This window comes from Kribbella qitaiheensis (assembly GCF_014217565.1).
In the GTDB taxonomy this organism is placed as follows: Bacteria; Actinomycetota; Actinomycetes; order Propionibacteriales; family Kribbellaceae; genus Kribbella; species Kribbella qitaiheensis_A.
In genome coordinates this window covers 1610169-1630095 of sequence record NZ_CP043661.1, presented here as the reverse complement: position 1 = coordinate 1630095, position 19927 = coordinate 1610169, and the positions used below count along the sequence as shown (strand labels likewise).

General features: G+C 68.1%; 20 protein-coding genes and 1 pseudogene. 9 read left to right on the top strand and 12 right to left on the bottom strand.

The genetic code is table 11. From position 1 onward, the window contains the following. Positions 1 to 83: 83 nt before the first annotated feature. On the bottom strand, positions 84 to 968 hold the full coding sequence (locus F1D05_RS07335; protein ID WP_246486497.1) for a DUF559 domain-containing protein: 885 nt from the start codon (positions 966 to 968) through the stop codon (positions 84 to 86). 183 nt (positions 969 to 1151) lie between these two features. On the opposite strand from F1D05_RS07335, the gene F1D05_RS07330 reads away from it, so the two are divergent. Continuing rightward, complete coding sequence (locus F1D05_RS07330; protein WP_185446578.1) at positions 1152 to 1922, top strand: hypothetical protein; 771 nt, start codon at positions 1152 to 1154, stop codon at positions 1920 to 1922. Between the two features lie 6 nt (positions 1923 to 1928). Here the strand turns inward: F1D05_RS07330 and F1D05_RS07325 are convergent, their stop codons facing one another. Beyond that, positions 1929 to 2576 carry a response regulator gene (locus F1D05_RS07325; protein ID WP_185446577.1) on the bottom strand — a complete coding sequence of 216 codons (648 nt, stop codon included), beginning with the start codon at positions 2574 to 2576 and terminating at the stop codon, positions 1929 to 1931. Beyond that, positions 2528 to 3826 (bottom strand): sensor histidine kinase, encoded by a 1299-nt coding sequence (locus tag F1D05_RS07320; RefSeq protein WP_185446576.1) that lies wholly within the window; start codon positions 3824 to 3826, stop codon positions 2528 to 2530. Before F1D05_RS07320 ends, F1D05_RS07325 begins: the two co-directional genes overlap by 49 nt. A gap of 248 nt (positions 3827 to 4074) precedes the next feature. On the opposite strand from F1D05_RS07320, the gene F1D05_RS07315 reads away from it, so the two are divergent. The 3 genes from F1D05_RS07315 to F1D05_RS07305 all read left to right on the top strand — a co-directional run bounded on the left by F1D05_RS07315 (position 4075) and on the right by F1D05_RS07305 (position 6598). Then, positions 4075 to 5145 carry a fatty acid desaturase family protein gene (locus tag F1D05_RS07315; protein WP_185446575.1) on the top strand — a complete coding sequence of 357 codons (1071 nt, stop codon included), beginning with the start codon at positions 4075 to 4077 and terminating at the stop codon, positions 5143 to 5145. 329 nt (positions 5146 to 5474) lie between these two features. Beyond that, on the top strand, positions 5475 to 5657 hold the full coding sequence (locus F1D05_RS39875; RefSeq protein ID WP_246486496.1) for a hypothetical protein: 183 nt from the start codon (positions 5475 to 5477) through the stop codon (positions 5655 to 5657). A gap of 176 nt (positions 5658 to 5833) precedes the next feature. Continuing rightward, a complete protein-coding gene (locus F1D05_RS07305) occupies positions 5834 to 6598 on the top strand; it encodes an alpha/beta fold hydrolase (RefSeq protein ID WP_185446573.1) in 765 nt (254 codons plus the stop codon). 115 nt (positions 6599 to 6713) lie between these two features. On the opposite strand, the gene F1D05_RS39870 is transcribed toward F1D05_RS07305, so the two are convergent. From F1D05_RS39870 to mce, 7 genes and pseudogenes are all read right to left on the bottom strand, one after another. Then, positions 6714 to 7817: a GNAT family N-acetyltransferase gene (locus F1D05_RS39870; RefSeq protein ID WP_246486495.1), complete on the bottom strand. Its 1104-nt coding sequence runs from the start codon at positions 7815 to 7817 to the stop codon at positions 6714 to 6716. A gap of 67 nt (positions 7818 to 7884) precedes the next feature. Further along, positions 7885 to 8343, bottom strand: coding sequence for an AI-2E family transporter (locus tag F1D05_RS41875; protein WP_281388969.1), 459 nt, complete (start codon positions 8341 to 8343; stop codon positions 7885 to 7887). Positions 8344 to 8401: 58 nt separating this feature from the next. Next, positions 8402 to 8935, bottom strand: a pseudogene (locus F1D05_RS41870) (AI-2E family transporter); the annotation flags it as partial. Between the two features lie 813 nt (positions 8936 to 9748). Beyond that, entirely contained in the window at positions 9749 to 10984 is a 1236-nt protein-coding gene (locus F1D05_RS07290; RefSeq protein ID WP_246486493.1) for a hypothetical protein, read from the bottom strand. Positions 10985 to 11163: 179 nt separating this feature from the next. Beyond that, positions 11164 to 12495, bottom strand: a complete 1332-nt coding sequence (ccrA, locus tag F1D05_RS07285) for a crotonyl-CoA carboxylase/reductase (RefSeq protein WP_185446572.1) — start codon at positions 12493 to 12495, stop codon at positions 11164 to 11166. Between the two features lie 175 nt (positions 12496 to 12670). After that, complete coding sequence (locus F1D05_RS07280) at positions 12671 to 13582, bottom strand: sensor histidine kinase (RefSeq protein ID WP_185446571.1); 912 nt, start codon at positions 13580 to 13582, stop codon at positions 12671 to 12673. 135 nt (positions 13583 to 13717) lie between these two features. Then, positions 13718 to 14167: a methylmalonyl-CoA epimerase gene (gene mce, locus F1D05_RS07275; RefSeq protein ID WP_185446570.1), complete on the bottom strand. Its 450-nt coding sequence runs from the start codon at positions 14165 to 14167 to the stop codon at positions 13718 to 13720. 93 nt (positions 14168 to 14260) lie between these two features. Here mce and F1D05_RS07270 point away from each other — a divergent pair, with 93 nt between their 5' ends. From F1D05_RS07270 to F1D05_RS07250, 5 genes are all read left to right on the top strand, one after another. Continuing rightward, entirely contained in the window at positions 14261 to 15475 is a 1215-nt protein-coding gene (locus tag F1D05_RS07270; protein ID WP_185446569.1) for an acetyl-CoA C-acetyltransferase, read from the top strand. A 30-nt stretch (positions 15476 to 15505) separates the two neighbouring features. Beyond that, the gene (meaB, locus tag F1D05_RS07265; RefSeq protein ID WP_185446568.1) at positions 15506 to 16462 is read left to right on the top strand and encodes a methylmalonyl Co-A mutase-associated GTPase MeaB; all 957 of its coding nucleotides are present in this window, start codon (positions 15506 to 15508) and stop codon (positions 16460 to 16462) included. A gap of 278 nt (positions 16463 to 16740) precedes the next feature. Beyond that, the gene (locus F1D05_RS07260; RefSeq protein ID WP_166678885.1) at positions 16741 to 16899 is read left to right on the top strand and encodes a hypothetical protein; all 159 of its coding nucleotides are present in this window, start codon (positions 16741 to 16743) and stop codon (positions 16897 to 16899) included. Positions 16900 to 17019: 120 nt separating this feature from the next. Next, on the top strand, positions 17020 to 17748 hold the full coding sequence (locus F1D05_RS07255) for a PH domain-containing protein (protein WP_185446567.1): 729 nt from the start codon (positions 17020 to 17022) through the stop codon (positions 17746 to 17748). A 119-nt stretch (positions 17749 to 17867) separates the two neighbouring features. Beyond that, positions 17868 to 18470 carry a dienelactone hydrolase family protein gene (locus F1D05_RS07250; RefSeq protein ID WP_281388921.1) on the top strand — a complete coding sequence of 201 codons (603 nt, stop codon included), beginning with the start codon at positions 17868 to 17870 and terminating at the stop codon, positions 18468 to 18470. Between the two features lie 62 nt (positions 18471 to 18532). On the opposite strand, the gene F1D05_RS07245 is transcribed toward F1D05_RS07250, so the two are convergent. Both F1D05_RS07245 and F1D05_RS07240 read right to left on the bottom strand, forming a co-directional pair. Further along, entirely contained in the window at positions 18533 to 19279 is a 747-nt protein-coding gene (locus F1D05_RS07245) for a maleylpyruvate isomerase family mycothiol-dependent enzyme (RefSeq protein WP_185446565.1), read from the bottom strand. Positions 19280 to 19348: 69 nt separating this feature from the next. After that, positions 19349 to 19852: a MarR family winged helix-turn-helix transcriptional regulator gene (locus tag F1D05_RS07240; RefSeq protein ID WP_185446564.1), complete on the bottom strand. Its 504-nt coding sequence runs from the start codon at positions 19850 to 19852 to the stop codon at positions 19349 to 19351. Between the last annotated feature and the right edge of the window lie 75 nt (positions 19853 to 19927).

Genomic DNA, 19927 nt, shown 5'->3' with positions numbered 1-19927 from the left:
CGTCCCGAGCGACAGGTAATAGTCGCCGGTCCAGCCGGTCGCCACGCTCACCGAAGCGGCGGACGGCCGCAGTACAGGCACTATTACCTGTCGCTCGGGACGCCCCGCTGCTTCAGCGCTTCTCGGATGGTGGCAATCACCCACTCCGGCTCGAACACCACTTGCTGGTAGGTGAACCGCAGCACAAGCCACCCAGCCGCGACCAGTTCGTCGTACCGGCGGCAGTCGGCAGCGAAGTCCCCGCTCGACCCGTGAAACTCATACCCCTCGGCCTCCACCGCGATCTTGGCCTGCCGATGACCGAGATCGACCCGAGCGCGAAAGAGCCCCCTCCTGACCACCACCTGCGGTTCGAACCCCTCTATGCCAGCCTGTACGACGAGCGCGCGGAGCATCGACTCGAGAAAGCTTCCCGATGCGCCGGTGGCAACCGCCGCCACCTGACGCGCCTTCTTCGAGCCTGGTCCCCGCATCGCGGTGGTCGCCGAGATCAGTAGCGGACGGGTGAGTTGGCCGGCCAGAGCAGCATCGGCGACCGCAAGCGCCTGACCGAAGGGCAGAGTCCGAGCGCAGTCCAGCACCGTTCGAAGGAGCGAGGTCAGTCGACGGGGCCTATCCGTTGCGGCGATCGGCGCCCAATGCAGCACCGCCTCTGGTCCTGATCGAAGGCGACGCTTCGGCGGCAGGGTGATGTGCGGCTTCTCGGGTGGCGCAAGCAGAGGCAGGTGCCATGCGATCGCCGCACTCTGGTGCGAGACGACCCCGTCGTAGGCGATGGCGACGCGCTGATCGGTCGACGGGCCGGGGAGCGTGTAGACCCCTCGCGCCAGCCGCACGACCTCGCCGGAGCCCACCGCTGCCATCAGCTCTCGCTTCGAGGTGACTTGGCTCAGCTCGGCAAAGGTGGCCCGCCCACGCAGTCTCGCCAGGACCTGGGGCACGGTTTCAACCGGCTCTACGGATTCCACCGGCCGAGCTTGCCGGTTGATGCCACCTCTGCGCTGAGGTTCATCCACAGGCTGTCCCGAGCGACAGGTAATGGTCGCCCATCAAGCCGGTCGCCACGCTCACGGAAGCGGCGGGCGGCCGCAGTACGGGCACTATTACCTGTCGCTCGGGACGCTTCGACCGCCGAGGTCTAGGATCGGCGAATGCTGCTGACTCGGGGATTGGCCACGGCCGTCGTACTGGTGCTCGCGGTCAGTGCGTGTTCGAAGGACAAGGACGGCTCGTCGCCGGGTCCATCCTCCGCACCCTCCGGCACAGCCTCGGTCGGCACGCCTTCCGCGACCGCTCCGTCCCCTGGTGCTTCCGCGACGGCTCCATCCACCGGCGCCTCCGCGACGACCGCTCCATCTGGTACTGCGACGACGCCGGCGCACTCGACCGGCAAGGTGGAACCGGCCGGGACCGTCGTACCGCTGAACGGGACCTCGGATGCCCAGCTCGTCTGGAACCTGGAGGATCCGGAAGCTGCCGATGACCCGGCCGTCACCGTCGCCCGCAGGGCTGAAGCCCTCACCTTGCTCGGCCGAAGCTCGACCCAGGCGCCGTGGACGAACCGCGCCAAGCTCGACAGCGCCCTGGCCGCCCTGACCGCCCCCGGCGTCCTGGACGCGGGCACGGTTGCCAAATGGAGCAACTCCAAGAAGTCGCCGGCATTGGCAGGCCCGCTGCACTACCTCGTCTCCCCGGCCATCGGGTCAGCCGGCAAGGTCCAGGTCCTGATGTGCGTCGACATCCACAGCGCCTACCCGGAGGCGCCCAGAAACCCGGACGGCCGCTCCCCGGTAGTCCGCGTCTGGACCGTCAGCAACAAGACCGGACCCTGGAAGGCCATCGCCTTCGAGCAACACCCCACCAACGACAAGAAGCCCGGCACCACCAAAGCCTTCAACACCCACTGCGAAAACCCGAGCTGAGTCCGGTCAGCGCGACGACAGGTAGGTAAGGACGGCCATCACTCGGCGGTTGTCGTCCTCCGAGGGCGGCAGGTCCAGCTTGGCGAAGATGTTGTTGGTGTGTTTGGAGACTGCCTTCTCGGTGACGAAGAGGGCGGCGGCGATGGCGGCGTTGGAGCGGCCTTCGGCCATCAGGCCCAGTACTTCGGACTCGCGCGGGGTGAGGCGGCTGATGGGCTCGTCGCGGGTGTTGCGGGCGAGGAGCTGGCCGATCACGTCGGGGTCCATCGCGGTGCCGCCGCCGGCCACCCGGCGTACGGAGTCCAGGAAGTCGGCCACGTTTGAGACGCGGTCCTTGAGCAGGTAGCCGACGGCGCCGCCGCCTCCGGTGAGGAGCTCGCGGGCGTAGAGCTGTTCGACGTACTGCGAGAGGACGAGGATCGGCAGCCCGGGCACCTGGCGGCGGGCCTCGATCGCGGACTTCAGGCCCTCGTCGGTGAAGGTCGGTGGCAGCCGGACGTCGACAACGGCCACATCCGGCCGGTGCTCGACGAGCGCCGGGACCAGCCGGGGGCCGTTGTCGACGGCTTCCACGACCTCGAAGTCGTGGGCTTCCAGCAGGCGGATCAGGCCGTCCCGGAGGAGGGCGTGATCTTCAGCGATGACGACTCGCAAGGCAACTCCATGATCACGGTGGTCGGCCCGCCGGTCGGGCTGGCCACGGTCAACGTACCGTCGAAGGCGTTCAGCCGTCGCTCGATCCCGTACAAACCGCCGCCGGGTCGTACCGTGGCGCCGCCCACACCGTCGTCGCCGACGAGGATGTGCAGCCGCTCCCGCTCGTGCGTGATCTGGATCCAGGCAGTCGTCGCGGCCGAGTGCTTGACGATGTTGGCGAGCGCCTCGGCGACCGCGAAGTACGCCGCGGACTCCACCGGCGCCGGCGGGCGCCCCGGCAGTTCGATGGTGACGTCGACCTTGAACGGGCAGCTCAGCGCGAGCGCCTTCACTGCACCCTCCAGCCCCCGGTCCGCCAGTACCGGCGGGTGGATGCCGCGGACGAGGTCGCGCAGCTCCGACAGCGCCGTACTCGCCGACTCGCGAGCCTCGGTCAGCAGCGCGGCGGCCTGCGCCGGGTCACGGCTGACCATCTCCTCGGCCATGCCCAGGTTCATGCTCAGGGCGGCCAGTCTGGCCTGGGCCCCGTCGTGCAGGTCGCGTTCGATCCGGCGCAGCTCGGCGGCCTGGGTGTCGACGGTCTCGGCGCGGGAGTCGGCCAGTTCGCGGACCCGGATCGCCAGCTTGGCGCTCTCGGTCGGCCCGAGCAGCGACCGGCCCAGGTAAGCGTCCGCCTTGAGCAGCCGCTCGCCGACGGAATACCAGATCAGGAAGGCGAGCAGCCCGAGCGGCGTCATCGCGAAGCTCTCCCAGAAGTTGAGCGTGACCAAGCCTCCGAACGGCCGGTCGAACACACCGGCCGGCGTCACACCGACCAGCAGCGGGTAGACCAGGTAGAAGGCGGTGGCGAGGAACAGCACCGCGGACAGCAGCGTCAGCGTGAAGCCGACCACGGCGTTGACCAGCAGCCAGGCGACGTCACGCCAGGTGGCCGGGTCGGTCAGCGTGGTGCGGAGCCACATCAGGATGCCGGGCAGCGGCGGCTTCTTGTACGGCCGGGGGATCTGCTCGCCGGTGATGCCGGCGAACATCGTCCGGTGGCAGTTCGCGAACCAGCGGGTGCAGGGCACGAACGCGAGCAGCAGGGGGATGCCGACCCAGACGGCGATCAGCGGCACGGCCACCACGTTGAGGACGAAGAAGGCGATGCCGACCTCGGCCAGGACGGCCAGGAACAGCGCGATGAACGGCTGCGCCAGGCGCGGAAACCGCATCGGCGCGTTGCTCGTCGCTTGGATGATCGTCATTGCTTCTCTCTCCCGTGCGCTGCTGACTTCCTGGGACCTGCGGTCGTTCCGGCCCGGCCCCACCATCATGACGGAGCGTCAGCTCGTACTCAGTGGTGCTAAGTCCACTGTCTCCCGGGGGCCCTCCACCCACCGCCTTCGGGTGCTAGGACCGCTGTTTTCGTGTCGCGTCGCGTCGAGGCTGGATGCATTACGCTGGCCGAGGCTGTTCGCCTAGGCCTACCCACCGCTCTGAGATGAGGCCCTAGATGGCACAGCCCGACATTGCTACCGTCCGCCCAAAAACCGGTCCGCGTGCCGGTGCCAGGGGAAGCGATTTCTCCCCGTTGCTGCGGGAGGTCAAGGAAGCCGGGCTGCTCGAGCGGCGTACCGCGTCGTACGTGATCGCCATCTCCCTGAACGTCGTCCTGCTGGCCGCGACCTGGGCCGGGATCATCCTGCTCGGCAACTCGTGGCTGCAACTGCTGCTCGCCGTACCGCTGGCGATCTTCACCACCAGGGCTGCCTTCTTCGGTCACGACGCCGGACACCAGCAGATCAGCAAGTCCCGTCAGTGGCACGACTGGCTCGGCATGCTGCACGGCGACTTCCTCTGCGGGATGAGCTACGGCTGGTGGAACGACAAGCACAACCGGCATCACGCCAATCCGAACCACACCGACAAGGACCCGGACGTCGGCGAGGGCGTGCTGGTCTGGACGCTCGAGCAGGCCGAGGGCCGGACCGGTCTGCACGGCTGGCTCACGCGTAACCAGGCCCGGATCTTCTTCCCGCTGCTCACCCTCGAAGGCCTGAACCTGAAGGTGTCGAGCGTGACCTTCCTGCTCGGCAAGCGGAGCTGCCGGCAGGCGCGGATCGAGTTCGGCCTGATCGTGGCGCACCTGGTGATCTATTTCAGCGCGCTGTTCCTGATCATGTCGCCGGGCAAGGCGATCGCCTTCGCCGCGTTGCACCACGCGCTGTTCGGGCTGCACCTGGGCAGCGTCTTCGCGCCGAACCACAAGGGCATGGAGATGCCCGACGCCGACTCGGACTGGGGTCACCTGGAGAAGCAGGTGCTGACGTCCCGCAACGTGCGCGGCGGCCTGGTCGTCGACTGGATGATGGGCGGGCTGAACTACCAGATCGAGCACCACCTGTTCCCGAGCATGCCGCGCGCCAATCTGCGCTTCGCCCAACCGATCGTCGAGTCGTACTGCGAGCGCATCGGGATGCCGTACGTGAGCACGGGCGTGATCGAGTCGTACCGGATGGGTCTCGGTCACATGCACGAGGTCGGCAGCGAACTCCGCTCCGAGTACGCCGCGCGGGGTATCTGAGCGATGCCCCTTCGGCGCTCCGCTTAGGGAGGCGACCCCGGACAGTGGCACGGCCAGTGAGCGGCGAACTACCTCGCCGACCAGGTCGACCTGTTCGGCTACCGGACCCGGCTGGAGCCGTTCCCGGTGGCCGACAAGTTCCTCGCCCGGATCGGTGACGGGCCGGCTGGGGTGGGCCCGGAGGTGTGGCACCGACGGATAAGCTCGCTGGTGTGTCGCCCCGGAAGAGAAGACCCTCGAAACACACGCGACCGGTCAGCGACCGGCCGTTGATGGGTGGTACCCAGCTCCGGGAGTCCCGCCCCGACGGCGACTGGATGGTTCGGCAAGTGACCGGATCGGCGTCCACCAAGGCGTACCGGTGTCCCGGTTGCGACCAGCAGATCTTGCCCGCGACCCCGCACGTGGTGGTCTGGCCGGAGAACCCGAGTCTGCTAGCGGCGATCGGCGGCGGCCAGTCCCTGGACGAGCGCCGCCACTGGCACACCGCCTGCTGGCAACGCCACCGGTAGTGGTCGATGGCGCGACTGGCAGCCGATGGGGCGACTTGAGGTGGTTCCCTCGGATCGCTCGGAACTTTCGATGCGACAGCTCTGATTTCGCGATGCGAACCGCTCTGATTCTTGTGATGTGAACCCGCTCTGATTCTTACGGTGCGAATGGCTCTGATTCTTCGAGGAAGGTGTCGATGAAACTCCCGGTGACGGCGTACGGCGAGAGTGGTTCGCCGGTCGTGGTGATGCACGGACTGTTCGGCTCCGGCCGGAACTGGATGACGGCTGCTCGGCGGCTGGCTTCCGCGCATCGGGTGTACGCGTTCGACCTGCGCAACCACGGGACTTCTCCGCACGTCGACACGATGAGCTATCCGGAGATGGCAGCCGACGTACAGGAGACGATCGCTGATCTCGGCGTCGGCCCGGTCACGTTGATCGGCCACTCGATGGGCGGCAAGACCGCGATGGTCACCGCGCTGCGCTACCCCGAGGTGGTGGACCGCCTGATCGTCGTCGACGCGGCGCCCGTGAGCTACCCGCCGGCTTTCGTCGAGTACGCCAAGGCGATGCGTACAGCCGACCTGTCGCAGGTCCAGCGCCGCTCCGACGTGGAAGCCCAACTGGTCGACGCCGTCGACTCGCCCGGCACCCGCGCCTTCCTCCTGCAGAACCTGATCCTCGACAACGAAGGCGCCCGCTGGCGCCCGAACCTCGCCGTCATCGAAGCGGCCCTCCCCGAAATCTCCGGCTGGCCCGGCGACATCACCGGCTCGTACGACGGCCCGACTCTGTTCGTCTATGGCGGCAAGTCCGACTACGTCCAGCAAGACCACCGCTCGACCATCGCCGCCTACTTCCCCCACGTCCAGTACGCCGAAATCCCCGAAGCCGGCCACTGGGTCCACGCCGAACGCCTGGACGACTTCCTAACCACCATCACCCCCTTCCTCCCCTGACCTCCTCGCACGCCGGGGACCACCACCCACGCACCCCTTCGTCGCCGCTCCCACCACCCGGTTCGGCCGCTCCTGCGTACCGGCAGTCCGGCTGTGGTCAGGCTGCAGGGGTCGGCTATGCGGGAGGTTTGGGGGTGGGGAGGGGGAGTTGGAGCCAGCCGCCGATGTCGGTGCGGCCGGAGGTCAGGGCGGCGGTGATGGCGCCTCGGTTGTTGGCGTGGATTGTGCCGATGAGGAAATCCAGGTCGATCGGCAACGCGCGGGCGAACAGGGTTGTGATGTGTCTTCCGTAGCCGCGGCCGCGGTACTCGGCTGCGAGGATCACCTCTTGGACTGTGTACGCCGGGATGCCGAGATTCTGGCTGTCTCGCATGGCCGCGATGTAGCCGGCCCACGTGCCGTCGACCATCACCTCGAAGAGCAAGCCCTCCTCGACGGTGTCCTCGAGTTTGTCTCGGTGCTGGAGATGCGCCTGCTCTGAGTGGTCTGGGTGCGCCGCGTCCACGGCGTCGTACGCCGCTTGGGCGAGTGGATAGTTGCTCAAAGACCTGGCTCGGACCAGGGTCAACTCTGCCGGTACGGGCGTGTGCGCAGCACGCAGTACGTCGAGGGGAGCGGCGAGGAAACGCTTGTCTGGAAGGGTTTCCGGGAATGAGTCCGCTGGTTCGGAACTCCAGAGGCGTAGGTACGTCGGGCTGAGTGAGCCGAAGTGCTTCGAGGCCGCGTCGGCTGCTGGCCGCAGATCGGCTTGCTGCAGCGGTCGGCGTAGGGCCGAGGCATCCACGAAGGGTTTGGTCGGGTCGCCGTCCTCGTAGCGCATGCTCAGCATCACGTGCTGATCGGCGGAGATTGGGACCCACTGGTTGAACATGATCTCGATCGGTTGCCCGGGGGCGAACCGCTCGGTCCGCATCGCGGCGATCTCCGGATCTGCCAGCAGGTCGATGTCGAGTTCGTGCTGGTTGGTCAGCAGTTCGAGCCGGAGATCGTCGGGCACCCAGCCGCGGCTGACCGGATGCTGCGCAGCCAAGCTGAACTCGGCCAGCTCCCGCGCGGTCGGCAGCCCACTCCCCGAAGCGACCTGCGCCTGCGAAGGCGACGCAACCTGCGCGGGCTGCGCGTCGGGAGGGGATGCGGGGTCGGCCGGCGGCGGGTTGGAAGGTGGTGTGGTGCGGGCCTCGGGAGCGGGCGGTGGGGGCGGGGCCGAAGAGTTTGTCACTTGGTGAGGAAACGCGACTGCCCCGCAGCCGTCAATGGGATTTGCGGGTACGGGGCAGGGCGGTGGGTCAGGAAGTGTCGGCCTTGCGGACCCAGACCTCACGGATGATCAGCAGGATCGCCGCGGCGGTCGGGATCGCGAGCAGGGCGCCGACGACGCCGAGCAGTGCGCCGCCCAGCAGTGCGGCGATCACTGTGACCGCGCCGGGGATGTCGACTGCGCGGCGCATGATTCGCGGTGCGACCACGTAGTTCTCGATCTGCTGGTAGACCACGCCGTACACCAGGCAGGCGACGCCGGTCCAGACGTTGTCGGTCAGACCGATCAGCGTGATGATCACGCAACCGATCAGACCGCCGACCATCGGGATGAAGTCGGTGAAGACGATCACGATCGCCAGCGCGACGGCGTACTGACCGAGGCCGACGATCTCCAGGAAGATGAACGAGCAGAAGCCGGCGGTGATCGCGACCAGGAACTGACCGGAGACGTACCCGCCGACCCGGCCCGAGCACCTCGTCGCCAAGGATCGAGACCCGCTGCCGCCGGGTGGCCGGGACCAGGCTGTACGCCGCCCGCTTGACCGTCGGCAGTGAGGCGAGGAAGTACAACGTCAGGATCAGGATCGTGAACGCGGAGAACAGCGCGTTCGCGACCACCTTGCCGACACCGAGGACGCCGCCGAAAGCCTTCTGTGCCAGCGCCGGGTCCTGGATGTAGTCCTGAGCCTTCTGGATGAAGTGGTACCGGTTGTTGAGTTCAGTCAGTGTTTTCGACTTCGTCAGCAGATCGAGCCAGTCCGGCGCGCTTTTGATCAGCCCATTGATCTGGTCCGTCACCACCGGCACGATCGCGAAGCCGACGCCGGCGAAGGCGAGGAGCACGAGCAGGAACACCACACCGACCGACAGGCCGCGCTTCAGTCCGCGGCGCATGAACCACTCGACCAACGGGTTCAAGCCGACGGCGATGAACATCGACACGATCAGCAGGATCAGGACCGACTTCGCCTGGCCGAGCGCGTGCCACAGACCCCAGGCGACCAGGACGCCGAGCGCCGCGGAGAAGCCGAAGACGAACGGGTTCGACCGGCGCAGCGGGGGACCGGGTGAGCCCATCCCGACCGACGGATGCCGATCCTCGATCAGTAGCTCGCCCACCACGCCGTTCGCCTCGCCGACGCCGGCATCAGCTCGGTCGGCATCGGCGTCCGCCCGATCGGCGTCCGCGTCGGCGGAGCGGGCCGAGTCCTTCGCCTGGGCGGCGGAGTCTTCGGCCTGCTCGGCGGAGGTTTCGGCGTTCTCGGCGGACTTCCCGGCGTCGTCGGCAGCGGCCTCAGCCTCGGCTGCGGCGGCTTTCGCTTCCCTGGTCGCTGCTTCCAGTGCCGCGACGTTGCCGGTCGACTTGTCGTCGCCGGATGGTGTCACCTGTCGTCCTTCGCGGCCTTGGAGTCACCCTCCTCCGCGACCTTGCCGGCCGGCTCGACGGTGTCGTCCGCCGCCTCGACATCGTCGTCGGTGTCAGATTTCGCGTCGGCGTCGTCGGCGGTCAGCTTGTCGTCGGCCGCCTTGCCGTTCGCCAGGCCGTCGAGCCGGAACTCGTCGACCCGGGTCCCGTCGCGCGACCCTTCGATCGGCGCTGGGTTCTGGCCGGACAGGTCGAACGTCGATACGTCGACCCGCAGGTTCGTGTCGATCCGGGTCTCGTCGACCCGGGCACCGCCCGCGTCGGTCCCGGTGAACGGGCTGCTGCCGGCGTACGGGCTGGCTGCCGACGTCGCGCTGAACCCGCTCGACGCCCCCTTTGCCGACGTGCTGCCGTACGAGCTGTCGCTCGCCGAAGCGGTCGAGCTGCCGTACGAGCTGTCCTTCGTCGAACTGCCGTACGAGCTGTCGCTCGCCGAGGCGCTCGAGCCGCCGTACGAGCTGTCGTTACCGGAGCTGTCCGAGCTGCTCGGCGCGGAGTACGAGCTGATGTTCGGGTACGACGGGGTGTCCGTGGCCGGGGCGCCGAAAGGGCTCTCCCCGCGGCCGAACGGGCTGTCGGTGCTGGTGCTCGCGGGCGCGGCCGGCGGGGTGCTGCCGGCGTTGAACGGCGTGTACGCCGGGGCGGCGGTCTCCGAGTCCAGCTCGGCTGCCTGGCGCGCGATGTTGCTGGCGATGTCGTTCAGCCCGGCGATCTGGGCCAGGATGCCGTCGCGGCGCTTGGCGAGCCGCTCGGTCTCGCGGGCGACGATCGTCCGGGACCGCTCCGCCTCGTCGGCCCGCGTTGGCCAGCTCGGCCTCCGACCTGGTCCGGGCGGTGGTGAGCAGCTGTTCGGACTCGCGGCGGGAGCGGGCCAGCGTGCGCTCGGCCGACTCCTCGGCCTGGGCGCGGATCTTGGCCGCCTGTGCGGTCGCCTCGGCGACGCGGCGCTCCGACTGCTCGGCCGCCTCGCGCATCTGAGTAGTCAGGTTCTCGGTGTCGTTGGCGATCTGCGAGTGCTTGTCGGCCAGCTCCTTCGCCTGCTGCTCGCGCTCGTCGGCGAGCCGGGCCCGCAGTGCGGCGGACTCGCGCTGGATCGCCGTACGGATCTTCTCCGCTTCGTGCAGCGCGCCGTTCTTCAGCGTGCTGGACTGGGACTCGGCCGTCAGCTGCAGCTGCTCCGCCTTGCGGCGGGCGGCGGCGAGGACCTCGCCGGCCTCGGTCTCGGCCGTACGCCGGATCTCGGCCGCGTCGCCCTCGGCGGTGCGGCGCATGCTGTCGGACTCGTTCAGCGCGACAGTGCGGATGTCCTGCGCCTCGCGCTCGCCGGTCGCCCGGGCCGAAGCGGCTTCCTTGGCGGCCGCGGCCCTTAGGTCGTCGGCCTCGCGCTTGGCCTCTTCCAGCGCCTCGGACGCCTGGTCCTGGGCCAGCCGGAGGATCTGCGCGGCGCGGTCACCGAGCCCCGCGTACGACGGGTTGGCGCTGGCTTCGAGTTGGCGCTTGGCCTCGTCGAGCTGGCGTTGCAGCGGCGCGGAATTGTTCTGGAACTCGTCCGCGCGGTTGCGTGCTTCGGCAAGCTGCGCCTCCAGCGCGCGGACGTAGTCGTCCACTGCCTGCTTGTCGTACCCGCGCCGACCGACGGGGAAGCCCCCGGCAGCGGTCGCCGTACGGTCGAAGAACGGCAGGCTCGACTCGTCAGCCATCCCCAAGGTCCCTTCTGGCGGCTCGGATGAGATCCCCACCCTAGTGTCCGGAGTAGGAAGGACACGAGCCTGTCAGAACCCACCCCCCAACACCTAACCGGGTCCGAGGCACGCGCTTACGTCCGAAGAGGTGAGGGTGCTGCCCCTCGCTTCTTCGGACGTAAGGGTGGCGTACGGGATCAGCGGTTGCGGAAGCGGTTGATTTTTTCCAGGTGCTGGGCTCGGAGGTCCGGGTTGGTGACGCCCAGGCCTTCGGCGGGGGCGAGGGTGAGTACGCCGACCTTGCCCTGGTGGAGGTTGCGGTGGACGTCGTACGCCGCCTGGGCGGTCTCCTCCAGCGGGTAGACCTTCGACACGGTCGGGTGGACCATGCCCTTCGCGATCAGCCGGTTTGCCTCCCAGGCCTCGCGGTAGTTGGCGAAGTGGGAGCCGATGAGCCGCTTCAGGTTCATCCACAGATACCTGTTGTCGTACTCGTGCATGAACCCGGTCGTCGACGCGCAGGTGACGATCGTGCCGCCGCGCCGCGCGACGTAGACCGAAGCACCGAACGTCTCCCGCCCGGGGTGCTCGAAGACGATGTCCGGATCGTCCCCACCGGTCAGCTCCCTGATCCGGGCGCCGAGCCGCTTCCATTCCTTCGGGTCCTGGGTGTTCTCGTCGGCCCAGAACTTGTACCCCTCGGCCGACCGGTCGATGATCAGCTCCGCGCCCATCGCCCGGCAGATCTCCGCCTTCTCCGGCGACGAGACCACGCAGACGGGGATCGCCCCGCCGTTCAGCGCGAACTGGGTCGCGTACGAACCGAGGCCACCCGACGCGCCCCAGACCAGGACGACGTCGCCCTGCTTCATGTTCGCGCCGTTCGACGACACCAGCTGCCGGTACGCCGTGGAGTTCACCAGTCCAGGCGAAGCGGCTTCCTCCCAGGTGAGGTGGGCCGGCTTCGGCATCAGCTGGTTCGACTTCACCAGCGCGATCTCGGCCAGGCCGCCGAAGTTGGTCTCGAAGCCCCAGATCCGCTGTTCGGAGTCGAGCATCGTGTCGTTGTGCCCGTCGGGGCTCTCCAGCTCGACCGACAGGCAGTGCGCGACCACCTCGTCGCCCGGCTTCCACGCGTTCACGCCCGGCCCGGTCCGCAGTACGACGCCGGACAGGTCGGAGCCGACCACGTGGTACGGCAGGTCGTGGCGGGCCGTCAGCGGCGACAACTTCCCGTACCGCTTGAGGAAACTGAAGGTGGAGACCGGCTCGAAGATCGACGTCCAGACCGTGTTGTAGTTGATCGCGCTCGCCATCACCGCGACCAGCGCCTCGCCCGGGCCGAGCTCCGGCGTCGGTATGTCGTCCAGGTGCAGGCTCTTGCGCGGATCCTTCTCGCGGCTGTCCAGGCCCTCGAACATGGTCGCCTCGTCGGCGTGCACGGTGATCCCGCGATAGTGCTCGGGGACGTCCAGTTCGCCGATGGCCGCGGTCTCGCCGGCCAGGATCGCGTCAAGAATCTGCTTCACGTCGTACCTCCAATAGGTGGCGTGTGAGCGGACCGAGTGTCAGGGTGGACCGGACACTACCGACGAGTATGCCTCCGCGACAGTGGTCTGTGACCTAGTTCGCAGCCGTTGAGACGACTGTCACTTTCTCAGTCCAGTGCTGCCGGTGGTCTTATCGCGGGGCTGGCCTTCGATGTCAGGACGGCCGGGCGTGCAGGCGGACCTGGGTGAAGCCGGCGCCGGACCGGATCTGGACCAGGTCGCAGAGCTGATTGGCCAGCCAGACGCCCCGCCCGCCGAACCCCTCGACCGGCGGCAGGACCCGCCCGATCAGCAGATCGTCGATCCGGCCGCGATCCGCCACCTCGAGCACCAAACCGCCGTCCTCGGACCACAGCGACAGCGTCCCGCGCCCACCGCCGAAGCGGATGCTGTTCGTACAGATCTCTTGCAACGCCAGCGCGACGTCGTCGAGCCGCGAGCCGGACAATCCGCGCAACCTGGCCCGGGTAGTAAACCAATGCCGTACCGCGGTCAGCTCGGCGAGCCCGAATTCGAGCCTTTCCGCGTACGCCGGTACGCCGGGGAGTGCGGTCCGGAAGGTCTCCTCGGCGCTCGACCGGGAGAACGAAGGCGGATGGGTCGCCGCGACCGCCGGGCCGGCCATCGACACGTCGTACGGGCAGCGCAGCCGGAACGGGCCGTCGTGCTCGAACGCCACGTTCAGCAAGGCCTCGTGGAAGGTCGCCTCTTCGAACTCGGCTTCGGACCGCCCTGGATAGGCGGGTTCGCCGATGCCGCGGACCGGTCGGCCGGGATGCTGGTCGAGCAGGTTGCGCCAGAGCGGGATGATCCGCGCCGGATTGCGCCCCGCGGAGGTGATGTCGATGAAGGTGACCTGGTCAGCGGCGGAGCCGAGAGCCGAACGGAGGTTGGCGATCCCGGCCGGTGGGAGCGCCACCAGAACTGCTTCGTCGTTGGTCACCCCGTCATGGACGAAGGAGGCCGTGTGCAGCAGGAATTCGTCGTCGCCGCGGTAGACGAAGGCGTCGTGCAGGAACCCAGCGAGGACGGGCGGCACGGGATCAGGGGCGCTGTCGATCAGCACTCCAACAGCTTAGTCCCGTACTGGCCGGTCGGCTTCGCGACAGCGCGTGCAATACCGGGCGCGCCGCCGCAATCGGGGGCGCCGCTGAGAATCCGGCTCCGGAGATCACGTCAACCCCGCTACCACCCGACTGAATCAGGCCGGTTCGACCAGTTCGATCAGGACGCCGCCGCCGGACCGGGGGTGGACGAAGTTCACCCGCGAGTTCGCGGTGCCGCGCCGCGGCTCGTCGTACAGGAGTTGGGCGCCGCGCTCACGCAGGGTCGCGGAGACGGCGTCGAGGTCGCGGACCCGGTACGCGATCTGCTGGATGCCGGGGCCGCGCTGGTTCAGGAACTTGGCGATCGGGGAGTCGTCGGACAGCGGTGCGAGCAGCTGGATCGACGAACCGGAGTCGCCGACCGACAGCATCGCCTCGCGAACGCCCTGCCCCTCGTTGATCTCCTCGTGCGTGACGGTCATCCCGAAGACGTCCGCGTAGTACCGGACGGCCTCGTCGAAGTCCGCCACGGCGATGCCGACGTGGTCGATCGCCTCGAACAGGGTCAAAGTCCCGATGCCGCTCTCCAGTCGCCCAGTGTCCATGGGCCCAGATTGGACCAGTTCGGGCCTCGAATCCAACGAGTGTGACCCGATCGACAACCACGTACCAGTGTGCTCGCAGGTATCGTGACAAACATGTCTGACGCCACTCGCAGCTCGCAGAACTCCAGTGTCATCGTCGCCGGCGCACGCACCCCGATCGGGCGCTTGCTGGGCGGCCTCAAAGGCTTCACCGGCGCCGAGCTCGGTGGCTTCGCGATCAAGGGCGCGCTGGAGAAGGCCGGCGTCGCGCCGGACCAGGTCGAGTACGTGATCATGGGCCAGGTGCTGCAGGCCGGCGCGGGCCAGATCGCCGCTCGCCAGGCCGGGGTCTTGGGTGGCATCCCGATGAACGTGCCCGCGATCACCATCAACAAGGTCTGCCTGTCCGGCCTGAACGCGATCGCGCTGGCCGACCAGCTGATCCGCGCCGGCGAGTACGACGTGGTGGTGGCCGGCGGGATGGAGTCGATGACGAACGCGCCGCACCTGCTGCCGAAGTCCCGCGAGGGCTTCAAGTACGGCGAGGTGACGATGGTCGACTCGATGGCGTTCGACGGACTCTGGGATGCCTTTACCGACCAGGCGATGGGCGCGCTCACCGATGACGTCAACAACTCCGGACTGAAGCTGACCCGCGAGGAGCAGGACGAGTTCGCCGTCCGGTCGCACCAGCGGGCCGCGGAGGCCTGGAAGAACGGCCTGTACGCCGACGAGGTGGTGCCGGTGGAGGTGCCGCAGCGCAAGGGCGACCCGATCGTCGTCGACTCCGATGAAGGCGTCCGGGCGGACACCTCGCTCGAGGTGCTGGGGCGCTTGCGGCCGGCCTTCGGCAAGGACGGGACCATCACCGCCGGTTCGTCCTCGCCGATCTCCGACGGCGGCTGCGCCGTGGTCGTGATGAGCAAGGCGAAGGCCGAGGAGCTCGGGCTGACCTGGCTGGCCGAGATCGGCGCGCACGGGTCGGTGGCGGGTCCGGACTCGTCGCTGCAGAGCCAGCCGGCGAACGCGATCGCGAAGGCGTGCTCGAAGGAAGGCATCGAGCCGACGTCGCTGGACCTGATCGAGATCAACGAGGCCTTCGCCTCGGTCGGGATCGCCAGCGCCCGCGAGCTGAACGTCGGCGTCGACAAGGTGAACGTCAACGGCGGCGCGATCGCCGTCGGCCACCCGATCGGCATGTCCGGCGCGCGGCTGGTGCTGCACCTGGCGCTCGAACTCCAGCGTCGCGGCGGCGGCACCGGTGCGGCCGCCCTGTGTGGCGGCGGTGGCCAGGGCGACGCCCTGATCGTTCACGTCCCCCGTAGCTGACACAGTCCCAGTAGCTGACACACTGATCTGATGCCCCGACGGACAGACCCGGTCGCCGAACTTGTCGAGCGTGCCCGGGAAGGTGAATCGCGCTCGGTCGCCCGGCTGATCTCGCTGGTCGAGGACGAATCACCGTTACTGCGCGAGGTGATGGCCGCGCTGGCCCCGCATGCGGGGCACGCGCACATCATCGGCATCACGGGGTCGCCCGGCGTCGGGAAATCCACGTCCACCTCGGCGCTGGTCACGGCGTACCGCGAAGCCGGCAAGCGCGTCGGCGTACTGGCTGTCGACCCGTCGTCGCCGTTCTCCGGCGGCGCGCTGCTCGGCGACCGCGTGCGGATGCAGGACCACGCCACCGACGCCGGTGTGTTCATCCGCTCGATGGCTTCGCGCGGGCATCTCGGCGGGCTGGCCTGGACGACTCCGCAGGCGTTGCGGGTGCTCGACGCGGCCGGGTTCGACGTCGTCCTGGTCGAGACCGTCGGGGTCGGTCAGTCCGAGGTGGAGATCGCCGGGATGGCCGATACGACGCTGATCCTGCTCGCGCCGGGGATGGGCGACGGGATCCAGGCGGCCAAGGCCGGCATCCTCGAGGTCGGCGATATTTACGTTGTGAACAAGGCGGATCGCGACGGCGTCCAGAACCTCACCCGCGACCTGCGCTCGATGCTCGGCCTGGCCGAACGCAAGGCCGGCGACTGGACCCCGCCGATCCTCAAAACCGTTGCATCCCGCAACGAAGGCGTCGCCGAGGTGGTCGCCGCGATCGAGGACCGGCTGAGCTGGATGAGCGCCAACGGCGTCCTCACCGAACGCCGCCGGGCCCGCGCCCGCGACGAGATCGAGGCGATCGCGATGACGGCGCTCCGCAACCGCTTCGCCCACCTCCACGGCGACGCCCGCCTCGACGTCCTCGCCACCAAGGTCGCCAACGGCAACACCGATCCCTACACCGCCGCCGACGAACTCATCGCCGCCCTCTGATCCCACCGGTCGGGGGTACAGTTTTGGTCGAGCAGTGGAACACTTGGCGACTCTCTGTCACATCCGAATTCGGGCAGGCGGGAGGAGGTTTTCGGCGCGCGGGGGATGGGTTCGTCTCAAGCGGCGCGCCGGTGGCTGCCATGCCCCCCGATCCGTTACAGAATAGATCTTGTAGCTGGTGAGCATTGTGCGGTGGGCTGTGTTCAGTCAGTGACATTTGGTGACTATCCGTGATACAACACAGTCGACCGAGTTGGTTGCGAACGAGGAGTGGTGACATGCCGAAGAAGCTGCTGATCTGGCTGGTCATCGCCTTTGCGGCGTTCTACCTGTTCACACAGCCCAGAGGTGCCGCAGATGCCGTGGGAGGTGCGTTCTCGGCCGTCGGCGATGCGTTCGGGAGCGTGATCGTTTTCCTGTCCGCGCTGTTCAACTGATCCTTCACTTCAAGTGTCCCGTGACGAGCATTCGTGCGGGACACTTGGTGGTGAAGGGTGTGATGACGGCATCGGTGAGGGCCGAACGGCCGACAGCGGGGTGGACAGGGGAGTGAGCGGATGGCCGGAATAGGCCTCTTCAGGATCTTCGATCCGAAGGTCAGGCGCCATCTGATCTCGGACGAGGGCGAGGTCGTCATCGACGAGGTGCGCCACCACTGGGTGGTGTTCGCCGTGCCGATGCTCGAGGTAGCCCTCGCGACCGCGTTGCTGATCACGATGCTGTGGCTCCCGCTGAAGGGTGCCGGCGTCCTGCTGGTGCTCGTGCTGGTCCTGCTCTCGCACTCGTTCTGGCGATTCCTGACCGAGCACCGGGACCGGTTCGTGGTCACGAACATGCGGGTGATGCGGATCCGTGGCGTCTTCTCGCAGACCGTCGCGACCACCCCGATCGCGCGAATCCTCGACATCACCCTGCAGAAGCCGCTCATCGGGCGGATGTTCGGCTACGGCCACTTCGTCTTCGAGTCCGCCGCGCAGGACCAGGGTTTCCGCGAGATCAAGTACGTCAGCCGGCCCGACGACCGCGATCTGACCATCCAGCGAGTCATCCAGCGAACCGGACTGCGAGCCTCTGCCAGCGTCGATGTCGTCCAGGGAGACGACGACGATTCCGACGACGACGGTACGGGCCCGATCGGGATGGATACCGCCCAGGAGATCGTCACCACCTCGACCAAGACGGCTCCCGCCCCGGCGCACCAGCACACCCGGGTCGCAGGCAACGCCTCCAAGTCGATCTTCAACTCCGAGCGCGGCAACTGGACGGACGACCCGGACCGCGACTGACCGACTCCCCCCGTACTACGAATCGCCCTGCGCCCACGCGCGGGGCGATTCGCATGTCAGCCGCGGGTCGCCGGCTATTGATCGAGTGTGGTGGAACGTACTAAAGTTACGGATCATTCGTGGTTGCGATCAGTGAAAGGTCACCAATGGCTGAGGTTCTGTTGTTCCACCACGCGCTGGGGCTCACGTCCGGCATCACCGCGTTCGCGGACGAGTTGCGGGCGGCGGGGCACACCGTGCACACGCCCGATCTGTTCAAAGGCCGCACCTTCGAGACCATCGAGGACGGTGTCGGGCACGCGAAGGAGGTCGGCTTCGGCGAGATCCTCGAGCGCGGTACCCGGTCGGCCGACAAGTTGCCGGCCGAGTTGGTGTACGCCGGATTCTCGCTCGGTGTCGTCTCCGCGCAGAAGCTGGCTCAGACCCGCCCCGGCGCGAAGGGCGCCCTGCTGTACTACTCCTGCGTGCCGGTATCCGAGTTCGGATCCGCCTGGCCGAAGGGCGTGCCGGTGCAGATCCACGGCATGGACGCCGACCCGTACTTCGTCGACGAGGGCGATATCGACGCCGCCCGCGAGTTGGTCGCGGGAACCTCCGACGCGGAACTCTTCACCTATCCCGGCGACCAGCACTACTTCGCCGACAGCACCCTCCCGTCGTACGACGCGACCGCCGCCGAACTCCTCACCACCCGAACCCTCACGTTCCTCAAGAACCTCTGACTCGAGCCGGACCGCCCATCTGGCCGGTGGGCGGTTCACGCGCGCAAGGCGAGGGTGGTGGCTCAGGTGGTGGTTTCTGCCATCCGGGAGCGGAAGGCTTCGACTGCCTGGTCGTCGCCGGCGGCCTGGGTGAGGTTCAGCTTGCCTCGGCCCCAGAGCCACAGATAGATCTCGTTGGGGTCGCCGAAGACCTCCGCGTCGACGTCGCCGTCGGAGCCCGGGGTGACCGTCGCGCTGGTCGCGTCCAGGCGGATCGTCCAGGAGCGGCCTTCGGTGGTGATGCGGATGGTCGCGTCGACGGGGTACTTGGTGTCGCCTTCCGCCCACCACGGTCCGCCCAGCATCAGCGTGAGGATCTCGTCGATGCCGTCGACGGCGAGTTCGCTGTCGATCGGGGTGGGGACGCCGTGCGCCTGCTCGATGTCGACGCGGTGGACCGCTGTCTCCAGCGCCATCCGGCGATACCAGAAGGCTGACGTGCTGTCGTACGGCGAGAACGTCCAGGTGGTCAGGTCGGTACCGGCTTGCTCCAAAGCGGTGACCACCGAGGCGCGTGCCTCGTCGTACAGGTCGAGCAGATCCCGGTCGCCGAACTCCGGCGGCCACGGATCCGGTAGCGCGCCGAGGCGAAGGATCTCGACCTTGTGCAGGTAGACGGTCGCGAGGTGTCGCACGACATCCTCGACGGTCCAGCCGGGGCAAGCCGGCACATCGGCCGCGAGCCCTAGCCGGGCAACTTCGGCGAAGCGCTCCGAATCAGCACGTAGACAGGACAGATAGAACGCGGCACGCTCAGGCGGCATAGACATGCCGCAGATCATGGCAGACCGCAGGGACACTGTCGGTTTCGCGGACAATCGACGCCGCGGCGAACGCGATCAGGTGAAGTCGCCGGCGGTGTGGCGGAGGGGTTCCAGGACGGACCAGAGCATTTGGAGTTGCTGGTCGGTCAGGCCTCGGAGGGCGAAGTCCGCGGCCACCAGGTCGGCGGTGGCGGCCTCCACCAGGTCGCGGCCCTTGGGGGTGATCTCGCAGAGGACGGCTCGGCCGTCGTCCGGGTGGGGCGTGCGGGTGACCAGTCCGGCGGCTTCGAGGCGGCGGACGATCGACGTCACCGAGGTCGGGTGGACCTGGAGGCGTTCGCCCATCTTGCCGAGGGGGAGCGAGCCGCGGCGGGAGAAGGTGAGCAGCACGAGCGCCTCGAAGCGGGCGAACGTCAGGCCGTGGTTCTTCAGGATGTCGTCGAGTTCACCGATCACGATCTGCTGGGCCCGCATCAGCGACGTGACCGCCCGCATCTGCTCGACGGCACCCCAGCGCCGGCCCCACTGCCGTGACGCCTCGTCGATCGGATCGAACGGCAGCGGCTTCTTCCTGACCATGCCCGGAAGATTAACCGTGAACCACCGCGCGGTGGCGACACCCCGCGTAGTGGTATTTAGTAGGACGTCCAAGTA